At 51.5% G+C, this 19,553-nt stretch carries 20 protein-coding genes; 12 read left to right on the forward strand and 8 right to left on the reverse strand.

Going from position 1 to position 19,553, the window contains the following annotated elements; all coding sequences use genetic code 11:
- Positions 1-11: 11 nt before the first annotated feature.
- From U868_RS0110190 to U868_RS0110200, 3 genes are all read left to right on the forward strand, one after another.
- Entirely contained in the window at positions 12-1,190 is a 1,179-nt protein-coding gene (locus tag U868_RS0110190) for a type VI immunity family protein (RefSeq protein ID WP_025153204.1), read from the forward strand.
- Positions 1,180-1,368, forward strand: a complete 189-nt coding sequence (locus U868_RS23580; protein WP_025153205.1) for a PAAR domain-containing protein — start codon at positions 1,180-1,182, stop codon at positions 1,366-1,368. Before U868_RS0110190 ends, U868_RS23580 begins: the two co-directional genes overlap by 11 nt.
- Before the next feature lie 163 nt (positions 1,369-1,531).
- Positions 1,532-2,437 carry a DMT family transporter gene (locus tag U868_RS0110200; RefSeq protein ID WP_025153206.1) on the forward strand — a complete coding sequence of 302 codons (906 nt, stop codon included), beginning with the start codon at positions 1,532-1,534 and terminating at the stop codon, positions 2,435-2,437.
- Between the two features lie 49 nt (positions 2,438-2,486).
- Here the strand turns inward: U868_RS0110200 and U868_RS0110205 are convergent, their stop codons facing one another.
- Positions 2,487-3,083: a TetR/AcrR family transcriptional regulator gene (locus tag U868_RS0110205; RefSeq protein ID WP_025153207.1), complete on the reverse strand. Its 597-nt coding sequence runs from the start codon at positions 3,081-3,083 to the stop codon at positions 2,487-2,489.
- Positions 3,084-3,279: 196 nt separating this feature from the next.
- Between U868_RS0110205 and sugE the strand changes: the two genes are divergently transcribed.
- Positions 3,280-3,600, forward strand: coding sequence for a quaternary ammonium compound efflux SMR transporter SugE (gene sugE, locus U868_RS0110210; RefSeq protein WP_004239315.1), 321 nt, complete (start codon positions 3,280-3,282; stop codon positions 3,598-3,600).
- A 48-nt stretch (positions 3,601-3,648) separates the two neighbouring features.
- Here sugE and U868_RS0110215 read toward each other — a convergent pair whose 3' ends face one another.
- The 3 genes from U868_RS0110215 to U868_RS0110230 form a co-directional block, all read right to left on the reverse strand.
- Positions 3,649-4,104 carry an Lrp/AsnC family transcriptional regulator gene (locus U868_RS0110215; protein ID WP_004237600.1) on the reverse strand — a complete coding sequence of 152 codons (456 nt, stop codon included), beginning with the start codon at positions 4,102-4,104 and terminating at the stop codon, positions 3,649-3,651.
- Positions 4,105-4,333: 229 nt separating this feature from the next.
- Complete coding sequence (locus U868_RS0110220) at positions 4,334-5,941, reverse strand: ABC-F family ATPase (protein WP_071997703.1); 1,608 nt, start codon at positions 5,939-5,941, stop codon at positions 4,334-4,336.
- A 118-nt stretch (positions 5,942-6,059) separates the two neighbouring features.
- Positions 6,060-6,512, reverse strand: a complete 453-nt coding sequence (locus U868_RS0110230; protein WP_025153209.1) for a hypothetical protein — start codon at positions 6,510-6,512, stop codon at positions 6,060-6,062.
- A gap of 117 nt (positions 6,513-6,629) precedes the next feature.
- Between U868_RS0110230 and U868_RS0110235 the strand changes: the two genes are divergently transcribed.
- The 4 genes from U868_RS0110235 to U868_RS0110250 all read left to right on the forward strand — a co-directional run bounded on the left by U868_RS0110235 (position 6,630) and on the right by U868_RS0110250 (position 10,204).
- Positions 6,630-7,373 (forward strand): DUF4184 family protein, encoded by a 744-nt coding sequence (locus tag U868_RS0110235; RefSeq protein ID WP_025153210.1) that lies wholly within the window; start codon positions 6,630-6,632, stop codon positions 7,371-7,373.
- A gap of 48 nt (positions 7,374-7,421) precedes the next feature.
- Positions 7,422-7,886, forward strand: coding sequence for a YaiI/YqxD family protein (locus U868_RS0110240; protein WP_025153211.1), 465 nt, complete (start codon positions 7,422-7,424; stop codon positions 7,884-7,886).
- Positions 7,887-8,250: 364 nt separating this feature from the next.
- On the forward strand, positions 8,251-9,675 hold the full coding sequence (locus tag U868_RS0110245) for an NAD(P)/FAD-dependent oxidoreductase (protein ID WP_025153212.1): 1,425 nt from the start codon (positions 8,251-8,253) through the stop codon (positions 9,673-9,675).
- Positions 9,676-9,715: 40 nt separating this feature from the next.
- Positions 9,716-10,204: a Rid family hydrolase gene (locus tag U868_RS0110250; RefSeq protein ID WP_025153213.1), complete on the forward strand. Its 489-nt coding sequence runs from the start codon at positions 9,716-9,718 to the stop codon at positions 10,202-10,204.
- A 104-nt stretch (positions 10,205-10,308) separates the two neighbouring features.
- Here U868_RS0110250 and U868_RS0110255 read toward each other — a convergent pair whose 3' ends face one another.
- The 3 genes from U868_RS0110255 to U868_RS0110265 are packed head-to-tail and all read right to left on the reverse strand — an operon-like array spanning position 10,309 to position 14,709.
- Entirely contained in the window at positions 10,309-11,409 is a 1,101-nt protein-coding gene (locus U868_RS0110255) for a hypothetical protein (protein WP_025153214.1), read from the reverse strand.
- Between the two features lie 17 nt (positions 11,410-11,426).
- The gene (locus U868_RS0110260) at positions 11,427-12,575 is read right to left on the reverse strand and encodes an ABC transporter substrate-binding protein (protein WP_025153215.1); all 1,149 of its coding nucleotides are present in this window, start codon (positions 12,573-12,575) and stop codon (positions 11,427-11,429) included.
- A 13-nt stretch (positions 12,576-12,588) separates the two neighbouring features.
- Complete coding sequence (locus U868_RS0110265; RefSeq protein WP_025153216.1) at positions 12,589-14,709, reverse strand: TonB-dependent siderophore receptor; 2,121 nt, start codon at positions 14,707-14,709, stop codon at positions 12,589-12,591.
- A 195-nt stretch (positions 14,710-14,904) separates the two neighbouring features.
- Between U868_RS0110265 and U868_RS0110275 the strand changes: the two genes are divergently transcribed.
- The gene (locus tag U868_RS0110275; protein WP_025153217.1) at positions 14,905-15,510 is read left to right on the forward strand and encodes a rhomboid family intramembrane serine protease; all 606 of its coding nucleotides are present in this window, start codon (positions 14,905-14,907) and stop codon (positions 15,508-15,510) included.
- A 37-nt stretch (positions 15,511-15,547) separates the two neighbouring features.
- Here the strand turns inward: U868_RS0110275 and U868_RS0110280 are convergent, their stop codons facing one another.
- Positions 15,548-16,009 carry a DUF1456 family protein gene (locus tag U868_RS0110280; RefSeq protein ID WP_004237586.1) on the reverse strand — a complete coding sequence of 154 codons (462 nt, stop codon included), beginning with the start codon at positions 16,007-16,009 and terminating at the stop codon, positions 15,548-15,550.
- Positions 16,010-16,149: 140 nt separating this feature from the next.
- Between U868_RS0110280 and U868_RS0110285 the strand changes: the two genes are divergently transcribed.
- From U868_RS0110285 to U868_RS0110295, 3 genes are all read left to right on the forward strand, one after another.
- Complete coding sequence (locus U868_RS0110285) at positions 16,150-17,547, forward strand: amidohydrolase (RefSeq protein ID WP_025153218.1); 1,398 nt, start codon at positions 16,150-16,152, stop codon at positions 17,545-17,547.
- Positions 17,544-18,374 (forward strand): HAD family hydrolase, encoded by an 831-nt coding sequence (locus tag U868_RS0110290; protein ID WP_025153219.1) that lies wholly within the window; start codon positions 17,544-17,546, stop codon positions 18,372-18,374. Before U868_RS0110285 ends, U868_RS0110290 begins: the two co-directional genes overlap by 4 nt.
- A gap of 152 nt (positions 18,375-18,526) precedes the next feature.
- Complete coding sequence (locus U868_RS0110295; protein ID WP_025153220.1) at positions 18,527-19,456, forward strand: Dyp-type peroxidase; 930 nt, start codon at positions 18,527-18,529, stop codon at positions 19,454-19,456.
- Positions 19,457-19,553 lie beyond the last annotated feature (97 nt).

Consider the following 19,553-nt stretch of genomic DNA (forward strand, 5'->3'; position numbering starts at 1 on the left):
CAGGAGGAAGAATGACTGAACAGGAAGCTGAACTGAATGCTATCCGGGAAATCACCGGATTTTTGCTGATTGATGATAAAAAACGGTATTTAACCCGCCTCGGGCTGGTGATGACATTTTTCTTTAAAAACGGGTATACCCCGGAGAAAAAAGCCGCCATTCTGCGCTGCTACCGGCGCTTCCGTGAGCTGTACGCCGGAAAACTGCGCTTCCATACTCATAACCAGAAGGGGATGAAAAAATACTCTGAGGAAAATACAGAGAAGCTGGAGCAGTATATTCAGACGTCCGGACCGAATAATCTCGTGGAATGGTACATCAGTGATGCCAAAAACGGCGATGAAGCCCCGGAATATCTAATACGAGGTATGAATTCTTACGAGGTGGATAAAGCACAGGGAAACTCCTATCTGAGCCTGTATCTGCCCTGGAACATCCTGTTTTCAGCAGAAGGCAAGCAGGAATTTCAGGAGTGGCTACAGTTTTTATGTCAGGAGCTGGAACCGGATCATGGTGACTGCGGTTATACACTGGTAATGCCCCGCGATTATTATTTATTTATGCCGCAGGAGTGTGAGCTGGCACAACGCTATCCGGCCATAGTGGTCAACTCGACCGTTCATATGCATAAGACAAATTATCGTAATTCTGTCCGCAGCGTGCAATGGCTGACGCTCCTCGCTGACCGTTATATTGAACGCCTCGGGGGAGAGGCTCATGTCCGTAAAGTGCTGTCTGCGAATCCTGAGATCACACTGACCCGCTATCCGGGCGGGCTGATAATTCAGGCCGGAGATTATCCGGATCTTACACCCGGCACACCGCCGGAAAGCTATTACCGGATTAATGAATTGCTCAGACCAATCCGTTATGTCCGCCAGGAAGGGCACTCTCTGCATTTTCTCGGGGAAGGGCATTTTACCGGCAAAACAACCCAACAGTGGTATGAACGTTATGATCGCGGTCCGATGGTTGTCTCTCCGTTGTATGCGGGTGAACCGGCACGGGTTGACGGTTACTGGGTGACCAAAGGCCGCGAGAATGTGGAGACCATTTTTCTTCAGGGCACACCGGCGATTGATATTGAGGGTAATCCGCCCGGACGGACAGAATGGCGGCTTATCCGCGAAATTCCGCATGATGATGAACGGGATCTGAGCCTGCTGGAGAAAAAACTCAATGGCCGGTAAATCGGTTATCTGTCTGGGTGATATGACTGACCACGGCGGCGTGGTTATCTCCGCTCTGGATAATTACAGCATCAACGGGCGCCCGGTGGCAACGGAGGGGGATTCGGTCTCCTGTCCGAAATGCAAAGGTGTCTTTCAGATTGCTTCCGGTTCTTCGTCATTAATGACATCTGAGTAACAGTGGCAGGATGTATACGGGTGTAAACTGGCAGAAATGCAGATTGTATGAGGTCAGCCGCGCCTGCGGGAATCCGGTATATTATTCCGGTTATGATACTATAAAAACAGGAGCCGCACGCGGGGTACAGACGGGTACTGCCGTGAAGTGGTCACAGGATATTATGGCTTTACGGGAAAAAGACAATGCCATCGCCATTGCCGGCCTGGTCATTTTAACACTGATTTGGAGTTACAGCTGGATCGCCATGAAACAGGTCACGCACTATATTGGTGCGTTTGACTTTACGGCGATGCGCTGTGTATTCAGCGCCATTATGTTATTACTGGTGCTGTATATCCGTGAACGCGCGATGGGACGGAAAGTCAGCTTTACGCCATTCCGTTACACACTCGGGATTGCTGTGCTTCAGACCTGCGGTATGGTCGGGCTGGCACAATGGGCGCTGGTCAGCGGCGGTGCGGGGAAGGTAGCGATCCTCAGTTATACCATGCCGTTCTGGGTGGTGATTATGGCGGCAATACTGCTGGGTGAACGGATGCGCCGCCTCCAGTATGCGGCTATTTCGGTTGCCGGTGCAGGGCTATTGTGTGTGATACAGCCGTGGACACTCGATTTCGCATCCATGAAAAGTGCCTTTCTGGCCGTGGCATCCGGTATCAGCTGGGGGGCGAGTGCGATTGTGGCGAAGAAACTCTACAGCCGCTATCCGCAGGTGGATTTGCTTTCTCTCACCACCTGGCAGATGGTCTATGCCGCGATAATTATGACCGTGGTGGCGCTTCTGGTGCCGCAGCGTGCGATTGACTGGCAGCCGTATGTTTTCTGGGCACTGAGTTACAGCGCTATTCTGGCGACCGCCGTTGCCTGGAGTTTATGGTTGTTTGTGCTGCGAAAATTACCGGCGGGGATTGCCAGCCTCAGCACACTGGCGGTGCCGGTCTGTGGTGTACTGTTTTCATGGTGGCTGCTGGGTGAGGAGCCGGGCAGCACAGAAACGGCCGGGATCGTGATGATTGTGCTGGCACTGGCGGTGATAAGTATTAAACGGCCGAAAAAAAACGCCTGACATTTTACCGCACACTTCAGTTATCAGTCAGAAGAAGAAGGGCTGGTCATCAGCGGCCGGTGAACCGCTTAAGCTGGTCAGCCAGCAGGGTTTTGACCAGCCAGATAGCTTCTTCACTGACTTTTGCTTTCAGCGCCGGGTCTGCAAACATCATCAGGCACAGTGACTCGGTTGCGCCGAAAATCATCACGGATGTCCATTCCGGGATCCGGAAATTCTCCGGCAGCCAGCGCTGCAATGCGCGTTGCAGGATCTGACAGAAAAAATCCTGCACTTCGCGGCTGATCCCTGCATATTCAGGATACGCTTTCAGTGCCGCCACGGTGGCATTGAAGGCTTCACCATCCTCTGCCATCACATCAAAATAGGTCGTGATAAAGACAGAAACGGCCTGGTCAAGATCGGCTATCGGCTGCTCCATCCCGGTATTCATCCGTTCGGTCAGAACATCATCACTGTATTTAAACAGCGCATGCAGCAGAGACTTGCGGTTGCCGAAATGTTTGTAGGTTACCGGCTTGGTCACGCCCGCCTTTTCCGCAAGGGTAATGAGGGTCAGGGCATCGGTGCCTTCCGCCAGGATAATGCTGTTGGCGACATTGAGCAGCTGTATCTGGCGCTCGTCGCGCTGTAAACGTCCGGACAAATCTGCCTCCTCATGATATTAACGTCGTTCTGTCTGCCGGAAAGTGTATCACAGAGTTCCCGGCAGCGGTCAGCTGACAGAAAAGATCGAAAAAAGATCGGAAAGGTATTTACAAGTTACCAAAGGTAACATATAACTATACCAAAGGTAACTTATAGCCGTTTCACCTGCAACCAGGAATCAGTGAGGATGCACCATGCCGTGGATTTTATTAATTACTGCCGGATTATTTGAAGTCGTCTGGGCATTTACTATGAAACAATCAGAAGGTTTCACCAAAGTGGGGCCGTCAGTGATCACCATTATTGCCATGCTGATAAGCTTCGGGCTGCTGGCAATGGCCATGCGGGCACTGCCGCTGGGTACGGCTTACACCATCTGGACCGGGATCGGCGCTATCGGTGCCTTTATTGTCGGGATTGTGGTGCTGGGCGAACCGGCAAACATGATGCGGATTATCGCCGGGGTGTTAATTATCTCCGGGCTGGTGATGATGAAATTAGCCAGCCCGGCATAAAAAATTCAGTACAGTGTTGCCTGCCGGCAGATATTGCCGGCTTTTTTGTTACAGCAGGGGCAGTTCCCGCGCCGGGATCACGTCTTTCATCACCAGGGTGGATGTCAGGCGCTGAACCCCCGGCATGGCAGCCAGGCGGCTGTCATATAATTTCTGAAAGGCATCGATATCTTTGACCACAACCGTCAGCATATAGTCCGGATCGCCAAACAGCCGTTTGGCTTCGATAATCTGCGGGATGTCCGCCACTGCTGTCTCAAATTTGCTCATACTTTCCTGGTTGCCGTCTTTCATCGTGACAAACACCAGCGCGGAGAAATTCAGTCCCAGCACGCGCGGATCAAGCTGTGCGCGGTAATCGCAGATAGCCCCGGACTGCTCCAGTGCTTTCAGCCGCCGGTGGCAGGGGGACAAACTCAGACCCACGCGATCTGCCAGTTCAGTGACAGTTAATCGCCCGTCAAGTTGTAATTCAGAAAGAATCTTCCTGTCAAAGCTGTCCATTGATGATTTTCTCCCTCAAATAAGGTAAATCAGGGTCTGATTAGCAAGCACATTCTACCCGAATACCGATATCCTTCCTATCAGTTTCCGGTACAGGACAGAGGTATGCGGGAACTGGTTTCTGAAAAATGTCAGATATACCGGCAACCGCCCCCGCCGGGTCTGACGAAAACAAAAAGCCCCGTTTCATGGCTCTGAAACGGGGCTTTTCTTATTGGCAGAACGGGGATCAGTTGTTTTCTGATTCAATACCGCGGCTGCGCAGGTATTCATCGTAACTGCCGGTAAAGTCAGTGACTTTCTCCGGTGTGATTTCGATGATACGGGTCGCCAGGGAGCTGACGAACTCACGGTCATGGGAAACAAACACTAATGTTCCCTGATATAACTCCAGTGCCATATTCAGGGATTCAATAGATTCCATGTCGAGGTGGTTGGTCGGCTCATCCATAATCAGAATGTTGGGTTTGGTCATCATTAACTTACCAAATAACATCCGGCCTTTTTCACCCCCGGATAACACCTGTACCGATTTTTTAATGTCATCCTGGGAGAACAGCAGGCGGCCCAGCACACTGCGGACAGACTGCTCATCATCACCCGGCTGCATCCACAGGCTCATCCAGTCAAAAACCGTCATATCGACTTCAAAATCAGTGGCGTGATCCTGTGCGTAATAACCGATATTGGCGTTTTCAGACCACTTATAACGACCCGTATCCGGTGTCAGTTCACCGACCAGGGTTTTCAGGAAGGTCGATTTACCCACACCGTTCATACCAAGAACCGCAACTTTTTCGCCCACTTCCATCATCATATTGACGTTTTTGAACAGCGGGGCGTTACCGTCATAACCTTTGGACAGGTTTTCCACTTCCAGCGCATTGCGGAATAATTTTTTATCCTGCTCAAAGCGGATAAACGGGTTCTGACGGCTGGACGCTTTAATCTCGGTCAGCTGAATTTTTTCAATCTGTTTGGCGCGGGAAGTCGCCTGACGGGATTTGGAAGCATTTGCGCTGAAACGGCTGACAAATGACTGCAATTCACTGATTTGTGCTTTCTTCTTCGCGTTATCCGCTAACAGACGCTCACGCGCCTGGGTGGCGGCAAACATATATTCATCGTAGTTGCCCGGATGCACATTCAGACTGCCGTAGTCCAGATCGGCCATGTGCGTGCACACCATATTCAGGAAGTGACGGTCATGGGAAATGATGATCATGGTGCTGTTGCGCGCATTCAGCGTCTGCTCCAGCCAGCGGATGGTGTCGATATCCAGGTTGTTGGTCGGTTCGTCGAGCAGCAGAATATCCGGATCCGCAAACAGGGCCTGCGCCAGCAGCACACGCAGTTTCCAGCCGGGAGCCACTTCACTCATCGGGCCGTTATGCTGTTCCAGCGGGATCCCCACACCCAGCAGTAATTCACCGGCGCGGGATTCCACGGTGTAGCCGTCCATTTCAGCAAACTGCACTTCGAGATCCGCCACGCGCATGCCGTCTTCTTCGCTCATCTCCGGCAGGTTGTAGATGCGGTCACGCTCCTGTTTGACTTCCCACAGTTCGGTGTGACCCATAATGACGGTGTCGAGAACAGAAAATTCTTCATAGGCGAACTGATCCTGTTTCAGTTTACCCAGACGTTCGTTCGGGTCGAGAAACACGTTGCCGCTGCTCGGTGCCAGATCACCGCCGAGAATTTTCATAAAGGTGGATTTACCGCTGCCGTTTGCGCCGATCAGGCCATAGCGGTTACCGCCGCCGAATTTGACAGAGATATTTTCAAACAGCGGCCTGGCGCCGAACTGCATCGTAATATTGTTGCTGATTAACAAGACGAATACTCATAAGTTAAAGGAGAAAAATAAACGGCGGGCATTATGCCACAGATGAGCGGCGAGGCACAGATGTATAAAAAAAGGGCGGTGACCCGGCAGGCCACCGCAGTACATATTATTGTGAGTTCGGATCCATGGCATAGATTTCACCGGATGCATCTTCCGGCAGGCCGTAATTCAGAACGTCATGAATACCCAGGTCAGTTTTACAGAGTTTTTTGTTAATGACTTTATCCCCTTTGTAAACTGCCAGACCGGTAAATTCCCAGCCGCGCCCGATGCCACTGTATACCACATAGTTAAACGGGCCGTTTTCAAAGCGGATATAGGCCGAACCGCCGCCGATAAATGCGGTTTGTCCGACATAAACACCATTTTTCGCATTACCTTTCACCGGCAGAGTGATCTCCGGTTTTGCCAGCGTCCCGTAACGGTATACCGGCGTTTTGCCTTTTTCCACCACCACACTGACGTATTTATTATTTTCCAGCTGGCAGGTAAACTCCTGAGCCAGCGCCGGGGCTGACAGCAGCCCGGTTACGACCATCCCGATAAGATATTTTTTCATTTTTCTGCCTTTACAGGTTATTGTCCGGAGTCCGGTGTGCCATTAATGTTTATGACCGGCTATTTATTACCATAAAAATGAATTTATTTCCGGTTTTCCGGAACAGGATAAGCAGACATGCCATGGACTTTTGCACATCCGGCGGTTGTTTTTCCGCTGAAACAATCCCGTTTCGGGCGGTGGCTGAATCTGCCCGCATTGATTACGGGCAGTGTATCACCGGATTTGCTGTATTCTTTCGGGATGTACCGCGCAGCAGATAAGGCGCATCATTTTACCGGCTGGTTTTATACCGGGTTACCGGTATGTCTGGCGGTTTTGTTCATTTTTCACTGTTTATCCGGGCCGCTGAAAACCGTGTTACCGTTTCCGGTGACTGACCCGCTGACCCGTTCTCTGCGGAAAAATACCATTATTGTGTTGTCTCTGTTTATTGGTGCGGCGACACATATTGTCTGGGATGCATTTACCCATGAAACCGGCACGATGGTGCGGGCGCTGTCCGTTTTGCAGGTACCGTTGTTACACGGTATGACGGACGGGCAGGAGATTGCGGTCTATAAAGTGTTGCAGCATCTGGGATCACTGCTGGGCAGCGGCTATCTCTGCCTGAAATTTGCACAGTATCAGCGGGCACTGCCGAAGGCAGAAAAACGCGGGAATCTTATCCGGCTTATCCGTCTGATTGCGTTGGCGGTTCTGGCGGCGCTGTGTACAGTGCCGCTGGCCTGTCGTCTGGCACAGACAACCGCCGGTGTTCATATAAATCGTTTTGTCTTTTATGAATTGTCGCTTTCTGTCTCCTTTTTTGCCGCTTTTGTTGTTTTGGCGGCACTTTTTCAGGTTATCAGAAAGCATTAATACGCTATGATCGCGGATTCAATTTTGCAGCACTGAGGAAAATAAACCGTGGCGATTTGGGTGGATGCGGACGCCTGTCCGAAAGTTATCAAAGAGATCCTTTACCGGGCAGCAGATCGGGAAAAAACAGACGTTACCTTTGTGGCCAATCAGCGGCTGGTGGTTCCGCCGTCAGCGTTTTTAAAAACATTGCAGGTCTCTGCCGGGTTTGATGTCGCCGATAATGAAATTGTCCGCCGTGTGCAGAAAGATGATCTTGTTGTCACCGCTGATATTCCGCTGGCTGCCGAAGTGCTGGAGAAGGGCGCGGTGGCACTGAACCCGCGCGGCGAACGCTACACCCCGGCGACGATTCGTGAACGCCTGACCATGCGTGATTTTATGGATACCATGCGGGCTTCCGGTATTCAGACCGGCGGTCCGGCGGCGCTGAATCAGCGGGATCGCCAGCTGTTTGCCAATGAACTGGATAAATGGTTTTTACAGCGCAAAAAACGCACACCATCCGCCTGATTGCCCCATTTTATTAATATCTTTATAAAGCGCCGGTTGCTGCTGTGGCATCCGGCGTTTTATTTCCCCCCTTACTGTAACAACTTCTTAATTAACCCCGTCCTGCAGCCTTATTCACTATAATAACGATGGTTTATGATATTTACAGCTGGTTATACTACAGAATATCCGCTCTGCATTCTGCACGTCACCTCGTTAAATCCGACACTTTGTATCGGGTATTCCTGATAAAGCTTATCTTAAGTCTCGTTATTATTAACATGACACCATATTCATTAACATTGTAATGATAATTGTTATAATTAGCATGCTACTTAATTAAAAAAATGCCACACAAATATTACAGATAATGATGAGGCTTTAGATGAAAATCTCACGCAGAAAGTTAATTTTAGGGGTTGGTGCTGCCGGCGTACTGGCAGGTGGTGCTTCAGTATTAGTTCCTATGGTTCGCCGCGATGGCAAATTTGTGGAATCGGCTTCACGCGCAAAACATGTTGACGGCACCGGGGGTGCATTACCGAAAGAGTCCGATGCAGTCATTATCGGCGGCGGCATGATGGGGATCATGACAGCGATTAACCTGGCGGAAAGAGGCATGAGCGTCACCGTCCTGGAAAAAGGTGAAATCGCCGGTGAGCAGTCCGGACGTGCTTACAGCCAGATCATCAGCTACAAAACATCAAAAGAAATTTTCCCGCTGCACCATTACGGCAAAATGTTATGGCGCGGTATGAATGAAAAAATCGGGGCGGATACCAGTTATCGTACCCAGGGCCGTGTTGAGGTACCGTCAGGCGCGGAAGATCTCGCAAACTCACAGGCCTGGGTTGAGAATGCCAAAGAGTGGGCCGCTGATTTCGAAGCACCGCTCAACACCCGTTTCATTCAGGGTGACGAACTGAAAAAACGCCTGGTTGATGCCAAAACTGACTGGCCGGTTGCCGGTTTTGAAGAAGATTCAGGCAGTGTTGACCCGGAAACCGGCGTACCGGTTCTGGCACAGTATGCCAAATCCCTGGGTGTTAAAATCTACACTAACTGCGCGGTCCGTAGTATTGAAACTGCCGGCGGTAAAGTCTCTGATGTGGTCACCGAGAAGGGCGCTATCAAAACCTCTCATGTGGTGCTGACCGGCGGTATCTGGTCACGTCTGTTTATGGGTAATCTGGGTATTGATATCCCGACACTCAATGTTTATCTGTCACAACAGCGTGTTTCCGGTGTTCCCGGGGCACCGCGCGGTAACGTGCATCTGCCGAGCGGTATTCACTTCCGCGAACAGGCCGACGGCACATATGCCGTGGCACCGCGTATCTTCACCAGCTCTGTGGTGAAAGACAGCTTCCTGCTGGGGCCGAAATTCCTGCATCTGCTGGGCGGCGGTGAGCTGCCGCTGGAATTCTCCATCGGTGAAGATCTGTTTAACTCCTTCAAAATGGCGACATCCTGGAACCCGGATGAAGTCACGCCGTTCGAGACTTACCGCATCGCAACTGCCACACAGAATACTGAACACCTGGATGCGGTATTTGCCCGCATGAAAGCGGAATTCCCGGTATTTGAACAATCGAAAGTCGTTGAACGCTGGGGCGCGGTCGTCGCACCAACCTACGACGAACTGCCGATTATTTCTGAAGTGAAAGAGTATCCGGGTCTGGTGATCAACACCGCGACTGTCTGGGGTATGACAGAAGGTCCGGCATCCGGTGAAATCACTGCGGATATCGTGACCGGTAAAAAACCGGTTATTGACCCGGCTCCGTTTAGTCTTTCACGTTTTAGTTAATTTTCTGATTACTTACGTTGATACTATTAAGAGGCTTAATATGCGTTATAAAAGTTTACTGTTAGCTCTTCCGCTGGTCTGGGGCGCGGCTCATGCGTCAGAAGGTGTCGTTCATCATAAACTGAACGGTATGCCTATCTCTGAATCTGTGGAAATCAGCAGCAGCAAAAATATTATTTTCCTCAGCGGCAAAGTACCGACCAAAATGTCCAAAGACGCACCGGAAGGTGTTCTGGCGTCATACGGCAATACTGAAGCACAAACTGTTAATATCATGGAGCAGATCAAAGCTCACCTGGCTGAGCTGGGTCTGGAAATGAAAGACGTGGTGAAAATGCAGGTATTCCTGGTCGGTGGTGAAGAGACCAACGGTAATATGGATTTCGCGGGCTTTATGGCCGGTTACTCCAAATACTACAACGACAAAGATTCCGGTAACACATTACCGGCGCGTACCACTGTTCAGGTTTCAAAATTAGCAAACCCGGCATGGCGTGTAGAGATCGAAGTGACCGCTGTTCGTCCGTAATTGTATCAGTGTGTTAATAACGGGTTTGCCTCCGGAAGGAGCAAACCCGTTTTTTATTGAGGGATAAGTGATTGCACGACCGGCATACCAGATTCTCAATGATTTCAGGTATGCGCATCTGCTGCTGTCGGCGGCAGCCACGCCGTACGCCCGCCGACAGTGGCACTGCGGTGCAGTGCCGTGTGACTCAGACAAAAAGCACTGACCCCAGCAAACTCCTGAGAATACCATGCTCCGCCGCGCATCAGTGCACGCTCTCCGTAATTGCGCAGGTAAATCTGATCAGTCAGCGGTTTTTCCCCGTACGGCGCGAGTCCGTTCAGTTGTAACAGATGCGGCACGGGCAGATGAGCGGCTGTTTTCATGCTGAAGAACGGGCCGTCGAGCAGTCCCGGCGGATAACTGTTGTCAGCCGGATCGCCGTTATAATGTACAATATTTTCTGACAGCACTGGTGTGCCGCCGTTGCCGGTCAGACAGGCAGACGGCGAATCATATTTTGCCGTCCCGGGGCTGCCGGGTTTACAATATTCCCCGCTCTGCATATTGACTGCCTGCCATAACAGCGGCGCATCTGCCGGTAACGCACTGATATCATTATCACGGATAAGCTGAATCTCACCCGCTATCAGCCGGACGCCGGTCTGCCATTCCCACAAATTCCCGCACAGATCACTTATCCCGGTCAGTTGCTGATTATGATACCAGTCCGGGTGCGGTGATCCGGTAAGCGTATTCGCTTCCCCGCTGAGATCACCGGCTGGTTTGCCGTCAATCCGTACCGCGCTCTGGTCAGGATGACGCAGACTGCGGCCATAATCGGTATTACCGTCCGGAAAAACATTCTGCTGATCAATACAATGCATCAGTGCCGCCCATTCCGCATTACTGCTGAGATGAAATCCCGGTCCGGTTTGTTGGGCCAGTTGCCGGAATTCCGCCAGATTCAGGTGACAGGCCGGTGCTTTTCCCGGCTGACTGATAAGCTCGCCGTCATGCAGGCTGCCCGGGTAGCAGGCATAGAAAAAGGTATCAATTATCTGTCCGTTCACACGAAATGCCGGATGCAGAGCAGGGAGATCATCACGGCAAATCTGATACATAAAATTCGGCTGACCTTTGGCGGAATAAATTACGGTCCGCCGTCCCTGACTCTCTTTCTCTGTTTTGACCCGCAGCGCATCGGGTGAAAAAATCGTTGTCATCAATATTATCCTTATCGTTATGATTCCGGGCGCAGTGATACCCAGTAACCCGGCTGCCACGGCACCGGCAGAAACTGCTGATAAAATGAACGGAATACCGCGTCAGCATCAATATCGGCAAACAGTGCCGGATGCAGCCAGGCGGCGAATTTCAGGACGGCGATAAAGCCGAAAGGGCTGTCATAGAAGGCGTGCCAGATGGCATAACACGCCCGTTGTTGTACGGCGGCGAGGGTTTTAAACGCGGGACGCTTCATCAGAACAGCCAGCTGTTTTTCCGCCACCGCAAGATCAGCCCCCGGGCCGAGTCCCACCCAGTCACCGCCGGGGTTATAGCTCTGCCATTGGCCGCCGGTGACAATCACTTTCTCCGGCCGGGTATGGATGATGGTTTCCTGATTGAGCGTCCCGTAGGTGCCGTCAATATAATCCGCGCCGATATTCTTACCGCCGGCACAGGTCAGAAATTCCGCGAAATTGCCGTTCCCGTAAGCATAGCAGCACTCCGCACTGAATCCGGCGGCGCGTTCCAGCAAAACCGGTACCGGGCGGTAAGGTGCGGCAGCCAGCCGCGATGTCACGAGCGCAAGATGTGAGTGAATAAAGGCGATCATCTCAGCGCCTCTGTCCGGCACACCAAGAACAGCACCCATAATGGCGATACTGCGCGGCGTGTTTTTCAGCGGGCTGATACTCATATCCAGTACAACAATCTGTATCCCTGCGCGTTCCAGTAATGCGGTGATCCCGCCTGTTTCCATGGCGGAGAATGTGCCGGTGGTGACAAAAATAATGTCAGGGTGCAGATCAACAATAGTTTCTGTGTTTGCCTGTGCCCCGGCCAGTGGTGCAAGGTGCGGCAGGGCAGCCAGTGCCGGAAACGCCCGGCAGTATTGCTGATAGCTCAGTCCGTCCGCATGACGGAATGCTGCCGGAATCGCCGCCAGTTTTTCTGTCAGCTGTTTTCCGGTCAGTGAGGCGTACAGAAACATCAGGGAGGCATCTGCCACATAGATCCGCTGCGGTGTGATCCGGCAGTCAATCTGTCGTCCGCGTATATCGGTAATGAACGGCTGTTCCGGTGCGGCGGATAATCCGCCCGGCAGTGCAGCCAGTGCGGAAAACAGCAGGCTGTGTTTCAGCAGATTTCGTTTCAGATGATCCATAGTGTCACCGCCCTCAGAAGAAATAATTGAGGGTGGCGACAACGGTGCGGTCATTACCGATGCTGCAATAAGTGGAACTGGTACAGCCCGCCACATAAGATGTATTGGCGATATTGCTGATGGTGACACCCAGTTCCATTCCGCTCAGTTCCGGTGTCAGCGCGTCCATCTGATAACGCAGGCTGACATCCCCCAGCCAGACGGCAGGTACAGTAAAGCTGTTGGTGTTATTCCCCTGCGTCGCACCGAGATAGCGGACACCGGCACCGATCAGCGCGCCATCGAGATAACGTCCGTGAAAGCGGTAATCTGCCCAGAGTGAACCGCTGTGGCGCGGCACCTGAACAGGGCGTTTATTCAGTACGGATTTGTCATCCGATTCCGTGATTACATTATCGGTAAAAGCATAACCCAGCATAAGGTTAAGTGACGGTGTCACGGACATGCGACTCTCAAACTCCAATCCGCGGGAGCGGACTTTGCCGGTCTGATTATAGTAATCCGGATTTTTCGGGTTATGGGTGGTGACATTTTTCTGTGTCAGCTCATACACCGCGAGGCTCGCCATAATATCACCGTTATCACTCAGATATTTCACCCCGGCTTCTGTCTGGTCAGACTTTGTCGGCACAAATGCCTTGCCGTCCTCATCAGTGCCCAATACCGGGTCAAAGCTGTCAGAGATGCTTATCCAGGGAGAGAAACCATTGCTGAAGGTGTAGGTCAGCCCCGCACGGTGACTGTAAGCTGAGGTATCACTGTTTTGTGTTGTTCCGCTGAGGTTGTTGGTGGTTTTCAGTGAGGAATCATCATAACGGCCGCTTAAAATCAGGCTCCATTGCTGCCAGCGCAGATGATCCTGCATATAAACACCGTAGCGCCGGTAAGTCTGTCCGGTGGAAGTGGATGATGTCATGTGCGGCGTAAACTGCGGACGGTAGTGAGAACCGTACGGATCAAATGTTACCGTTTGCGAGCCTGACCAGTCCTTATCCAGCTTACCGGCCTGAAGATCGAAACCGGTCAGAATTTCATGGGATACCGGGCCGGTGAGGGCTTTGTAAATCAGCTGATTATCCGCAGCCAGAGTACGTGCACGGGACGGGGAATCCTGATACACTGCGGTCAGCAGACGTCCGTCCTGCACAAATCCGCGCGTAAAATCACGGCGGATATGCGTTTTCACATCCGCATAGCGGAGGTTCTGCTTCAGTGTCAGTGAATCCGATACCTGCCAGCTGACCAGTGAGGTGACGGATTGCTGTGTCCGGGCCGATTTCTCATGATCCGGATTACTGTAGTTGCGGTGCCTGTCCAGAGAGCCATAAGGCAACGGCAACAGGCCGAGAGCAGCGGCGGGAAGGGTATTGTAATAACCGATATAAGGATCATGCTGATAGACACCGGCCATTGTCCAGCTCAGGTTATTCAGAGGCTGCCAGGTGACGGACGGCGCTATCAGGTAACGGGACTGTCTGGTGTTTTCGATCTGTGAACCGGTCGATGCTGCTGAGCCGGTCATCCGGTAAAGCCAGGTTTCATCCTCATTCAGTGCGCCGGTGCTGTCAAAACGCAGTGCATTGTTATCATAATTCCCGTTCTGAAACTGAATCTGATGGGATTCTTCCGCCCGGGGCAGCCGCGACTGCATGTTAATTACACCACCGGCACCGCCCTGACCATACAGGGCAGAGGACGGGCCGTGAACCGCCTCTACGCTATCCAGCAGCCAGGAATCAACCTGTGCGCCCCAGATCCCGCTGTTACCCGCGACCCGCAGGCCGTCGAGATAATAATCCGCATCAAACCCGCGTATTTTGGAAAAATCAATACCGTTACCGAAGGCACCGTATTTTTCACTGGTTACCCCGGCACTGTAACGCAGTGCTTTACTGAGGGATTCGCCGGGCAGGGTATCGAGCTGATCACGGCGGATCACTGATACAAACTGCGGCGTTTCCGCCAGCGCTGCAGAACCTTTTGTTGCCGAGGACTGACGCAGGGCACCATAGCCGCGCGGCTCATAATGAACATCATCCGCAGCGGTGACATACACCACATCCTCCTGTTCCGCATAAACCGCCGGAGAGGATAAAAAAGCGACAGAAAAAACAGATGAAATAACAGTTGTCATAACGGCTGGGTAAAACCCCGGTAATCGGTACATGAGGATTGTCTCAGTTGATCAGAACAGCAGCAGCATATACATTGACCGACCGACAGTCAATAATGATGGTAATTATTTTCATTTGCATTTGAAAGATCAGGATGGAAGGGGCACAAAATTTCGCTATAGTAGGGCGGACTCCATCACCCAACGGATCGGGAAATGACAAAAAATATACTGAATAACACAGAGCAGCCCGCACAGAGCGGTATAAAAATCTATCTGAGAAACGGGTTGTATTTTGTGCTGTTTTTAATGGCGGTACAGTTACTGACCACACTGACCGGCGGGAGATTAACCGCATTGGGTATTGAGCCGCGTACGGTTAACGGGCTGTTTGGTATTTTCTTTGCGCCTTTTATTCACAGCAGCTGGGGGCATTTATTCAGTAATCTGCCGCCGCTGTTAATTCTCAGTGTGTTACTGATGATCCCGTCGGTAAAACATTATATTAAGGCGTCTTTGTTTATTATTATCGTCGGCGGGTTACTGGTCTGGCTATTCGGGCGGACGGCGGTGCATGTCGGGGCGAGCGGCTGGATCTTCGGTTTATGGGCATTACTGATTTATCAGGGAATTTTTCGCCGTAAACTACCGGATATTATTATCGGCATTGTGGTGCTGATTTATTACGGCGGTATGATCAGCGGATTGTTTCCGGGGCAACAATTCGTCTCGGTTGAGTCTCATCTGAGCGGCGCTGCCGCCGGGGTGTTATTCGGCTGGCTGCAATACCGCAAACGGAAACAGAATAACAAACCGGCATAACACTCTGCCGGGTGATAACACCCGGCATCATTATCTGTCAGCCCCGGATGCGGGATGTCAGACCTTTCAGGAAATAGCGCAGCAGCTGATCACCGCAGTCGCGGTAATTTTTATGATCCGGGTTGCGGAACAGGGCGCTGATTTCCGGTTTTGAAACCCGGAAGTCGGCACGCTGAAAAATATCCGCCATATCCGTATCCTTCAGTTCAAACGCAACGCGCAATTTTTTCAGGATAATATTGTTGGTCAGACGGGCATCCACCGCCGGAACCGGACGGCTTTCATCTTTGCCGCGGCGGAAAATAATCAGTCCGTTGAGAAAATGACCGGTCACATTATCATCACAAAGCTGATAATCCGCTTCGTCTTCTTTTTTCAGCCAGTCGCTCATCTGCGCTTTGGTGACAGTTAATCCGGCAAGTCCGGTGATTTCGGCCATTTTTGCGTCACTCAGATCCAGCATGTAGCGGACACTGCGCAGAACATAGTTATTCAGCATAAACAGGGGTTATCCATGGAGGGAGTTATAAACCCTGCAATACTAGTGATTATCCGTCCGCATTTCAATGAAATCCGCTGGTTGGAAGTGGATTAATGGCGGTGATATAGTAGGTTTTTCCGTTCAGTCATGAGGTTACTATGTCATTGTCCCGCGCGTTTGCCACCACACTGCTTGCTGCTGCCTGCTCCGCTTATGCTGCCGACCCGGCAGATCTGATGATAACTGACGGCACAGTGCTGACCATGAACCCGGAAAATACGGTGTTTGAACACGGTACCGTGGTGGTCAGTGACGGAAAAATTGTCGCCGTCGGCGGCCCTGAGCTGACAGCGAAATATCAGGCAAAAAAAGTGCTGGATGTAAAAGGTGATATTGTGATGCCGGGGCTGATAAACACCCACACTCACGGCTCGATGACGGTTTTCCGCTCTCTCGGGGATGATGTGCCGGATCGCCTGCACCGCTATATTTTCCCGCTGGAAAATAAACTGGTTTCCCGCGATATGGTGCGCACCGGCGCCAATCTGGCTAATATCGAAATGATTAAAGGCGGCGTGACCACCTATGCCGATATGTATTATTTCGAAGATGAAGTTGCGAAGACCGTGGATAAAGCGGGTTTACGCGCCGTACTGGGTGAGACAATTATTAATTTCCCGGTCGCGGATGCACAGACGCCGGAAGAAGGGATCGCGTATGCGGTGCGCTTTATCAATGAATACAAAGATCATCCGCGTATCACACCGGCATTTGCCCCGCATGGCCCGTATACCAATACCACTGAAAACTTACAGAAAATTGCGGCACTGTCTGAAGAACTGAATGTACCGGTGATGATCCATCTGGCGGAGACGGATCGCGAAAAAGAGGAAATCGCCAAACGCACCGGCGGGAAAAGCCCGGTGCAGTATATGGCGGATATCGGTGTGCTGAATAACCGCCTGCTGGCGGCACATGTGATTATGGCCGATGATAATGATCTGAATCTGCTGAAGAAATATGATGTCGGGGTGGCACACAATATCAGTGCCAACACCAAATCCGCCAAAGGCGTGGCACCGGTCACGCAAATGCTGGAAAAGGGGATCCGCACCGGCCTCGGTACTGACGGCCCGATGTCATCCAACACACTAACCACCATGAATGAACTCAACCTGGTCGGTAAAATCCATAAACTGGAAACCAAAAACCGGGCAGCCATGCCGCCGCTGACCGTGGTTGAAATGGCGACCATGGGATCGGCCCGTGCGCTGCATATGGATGATAAAATCGGCTCGCTGGAAACCGGAAAACGGGCAGATATCATTGTGGTGGATACCAAAGCACCGAATATGGTACCGGTGTACAGCCCGTATGCCGCCCTGGTTTATGGCGCAAACGGTGCCAATGTCCGTCATACCATTGTGGACGGTGTGATCCTGATGGAAGACCGGCAGTTACTGACCGTCAATGAAAATGAAATTATTCAGGATGCACAGCGTTTTGCGGAAAAAGTCCGTGAAACCGTGCGCGCTTCAGGGGAAGAGGTGAAATGACAGAAAAACTCAAATGTGCGCTGATTTATGATTTTGACGGCACCCTGGCGGAAGGAGATTGTCCGGAGCACGGACTGATGCCTGCACTGGGTATCAGCGACACGAAAGCATTCTGGCGGGAAGTGAAGCGGTTTGCCAAAGCCGATGACGGCGATGAAATTCTGTCCTATATGGGGTTACTGGCTGCGAAAGCCAATATCCGGCAGTCATCTGAATTGAGTGTTGAAAATCTGAAAAAACACGGTGCAACGATTCCGCTGTTTCCCGGCGTCACCGAATGGTTTAACCGTATCAATGCCTGGTCCCATGAACAGGGACTTGATCCGGAGCACTATATTCTGTCCAGCGGACTGGACGGTATGATCCGCGGCACGGCTATCGGCCATGAATTCCGCGATATTTTTGCCTGTAAATATCACTATTCCGCTGACGGAAAAACCGCGTTATGGCCCGCTCAGGCTATCAACTATACCACTAAAACACAGTTTTTATTCCGGATAAACAAAGGAATACATAACTCATGGGATAATGTGGCGGTTAACCAGTTTATCGAGCAGGAAGAGCGCGCAGTGCAGTTCCGCCATATGATCTATTTCGGGGATGGTGATACCGATATCCCGGCCATGAAAATGGTGCGTTATCAGGGCGGTTTTTCGCTGGCGGTGTTTGATCAGAAAAAATGGGGCAACCCGGAAACGCAGAGCAAGGTCGGCAAGCTGATTGCGGAAGAGCGGGCAAATTATGTGGTACCCGCAAACTACGAGGAAGGCAGCCAGCTGGATGTGACCGTGAAAGGATTGTTACAGTTGTTCAGCCGTAAGCGCTGAGATCTGCAAACCCGCACTAGTGACACTGTCACATATAATGCGGGCATTACATGTCTGTTAAGAATATTTTTGCCCGGTCACCGTCCGCAACCAGTCAATTGGTGTACCATAACGACAGAAACTATTCAGAATAAGAAATGCATGGAGAAAGTATGAAATACCAAAATGTGACTGACACGCCCGGTGAGAATTCCTATTTCCTCGTTTTTAATCTGACAGATACCCCGCAAACGCGGGAGACGGTTGTTACGCTGTGTAATAACCTGTCCGGTATTCTGCGCAGCATCCGCAACCGGTTTCCGAAACTGGAAGTCAGTTGTGTGATGGGGTTCGGGGCGGATGCGTGGCAGAAACTGTTTCCGGACGCGGGTAAGCCCCGTGAGCTGAATACCTTTGAAGCGATTAAAGGGCCGCGTTTTACCGCCGTATCCACCCCCGGTGATATCTTCTTTCATATCCGCGCCCTGAATGTGTCGACCTGTTACGAGCTGGGCTCTGTTATCAGCCGGGCTCTGAGCGGTGCAGTGACCTGTGAGGATGAAGTTCACGGCTTCCGTTATATGGACGGACGCGCGATTATCGGCTTTGTCGATGGAACAGAAAACCCGGAATTTGAGGATGAGCGCAAAGAGTATGCGGTTATCGGCGACGAAGACCCGGAATTTGCCGGCGGCAGCTATGCTTTTGTGCAGAAATACATTCACGATATGGATGCCTGGCAGAGCCTGAGCACCGAAGATCAGGAAAAAGTCATCGGCCGTCATAAATTCAATGATGTCGAACTGACGGATGAGCAGAAAATCCCGGGCTCCCACAATGTGGTGACCAATATTCAGGATGAAGAGGGCAATGACCTGAAAATTGTCCGCGCCAATATGCCGTTCTCCAATCCGGCCAAAAATGAGCACGGCACCTATTTTATCGGCTACGCCCGTTATTTCTCCACCACCCGCAGAATGCTGGAAAATATGTTCGCCGGGAAAGAAACCGGTGCCACCGATGAATTACTGAAATTCAGTACCGCCGTGACCGGTACACTGTTCTTTATTCCGTCACCGGCCATGCTGGATGATGTTGAATAACTGATCGGATCCGGGGGATCACGCCCGGATCTGTTTTCCCGCCTGTTGTTTCCGCGTTTTTTATTGGTATTTCCCCGTTGTCTGCGGTAAAGTTTCC

Origin of the sequence: Morganella morganii H1r (assembly GCF_000633515.1) — a bacterium.
GTDB classification, from domain to species: Bacteria; Pseudomonadota; Gammaproteobacteria; order Enterobacterales; family Enterobacteriaceae; genus Morganella; species Morganella morganii_B.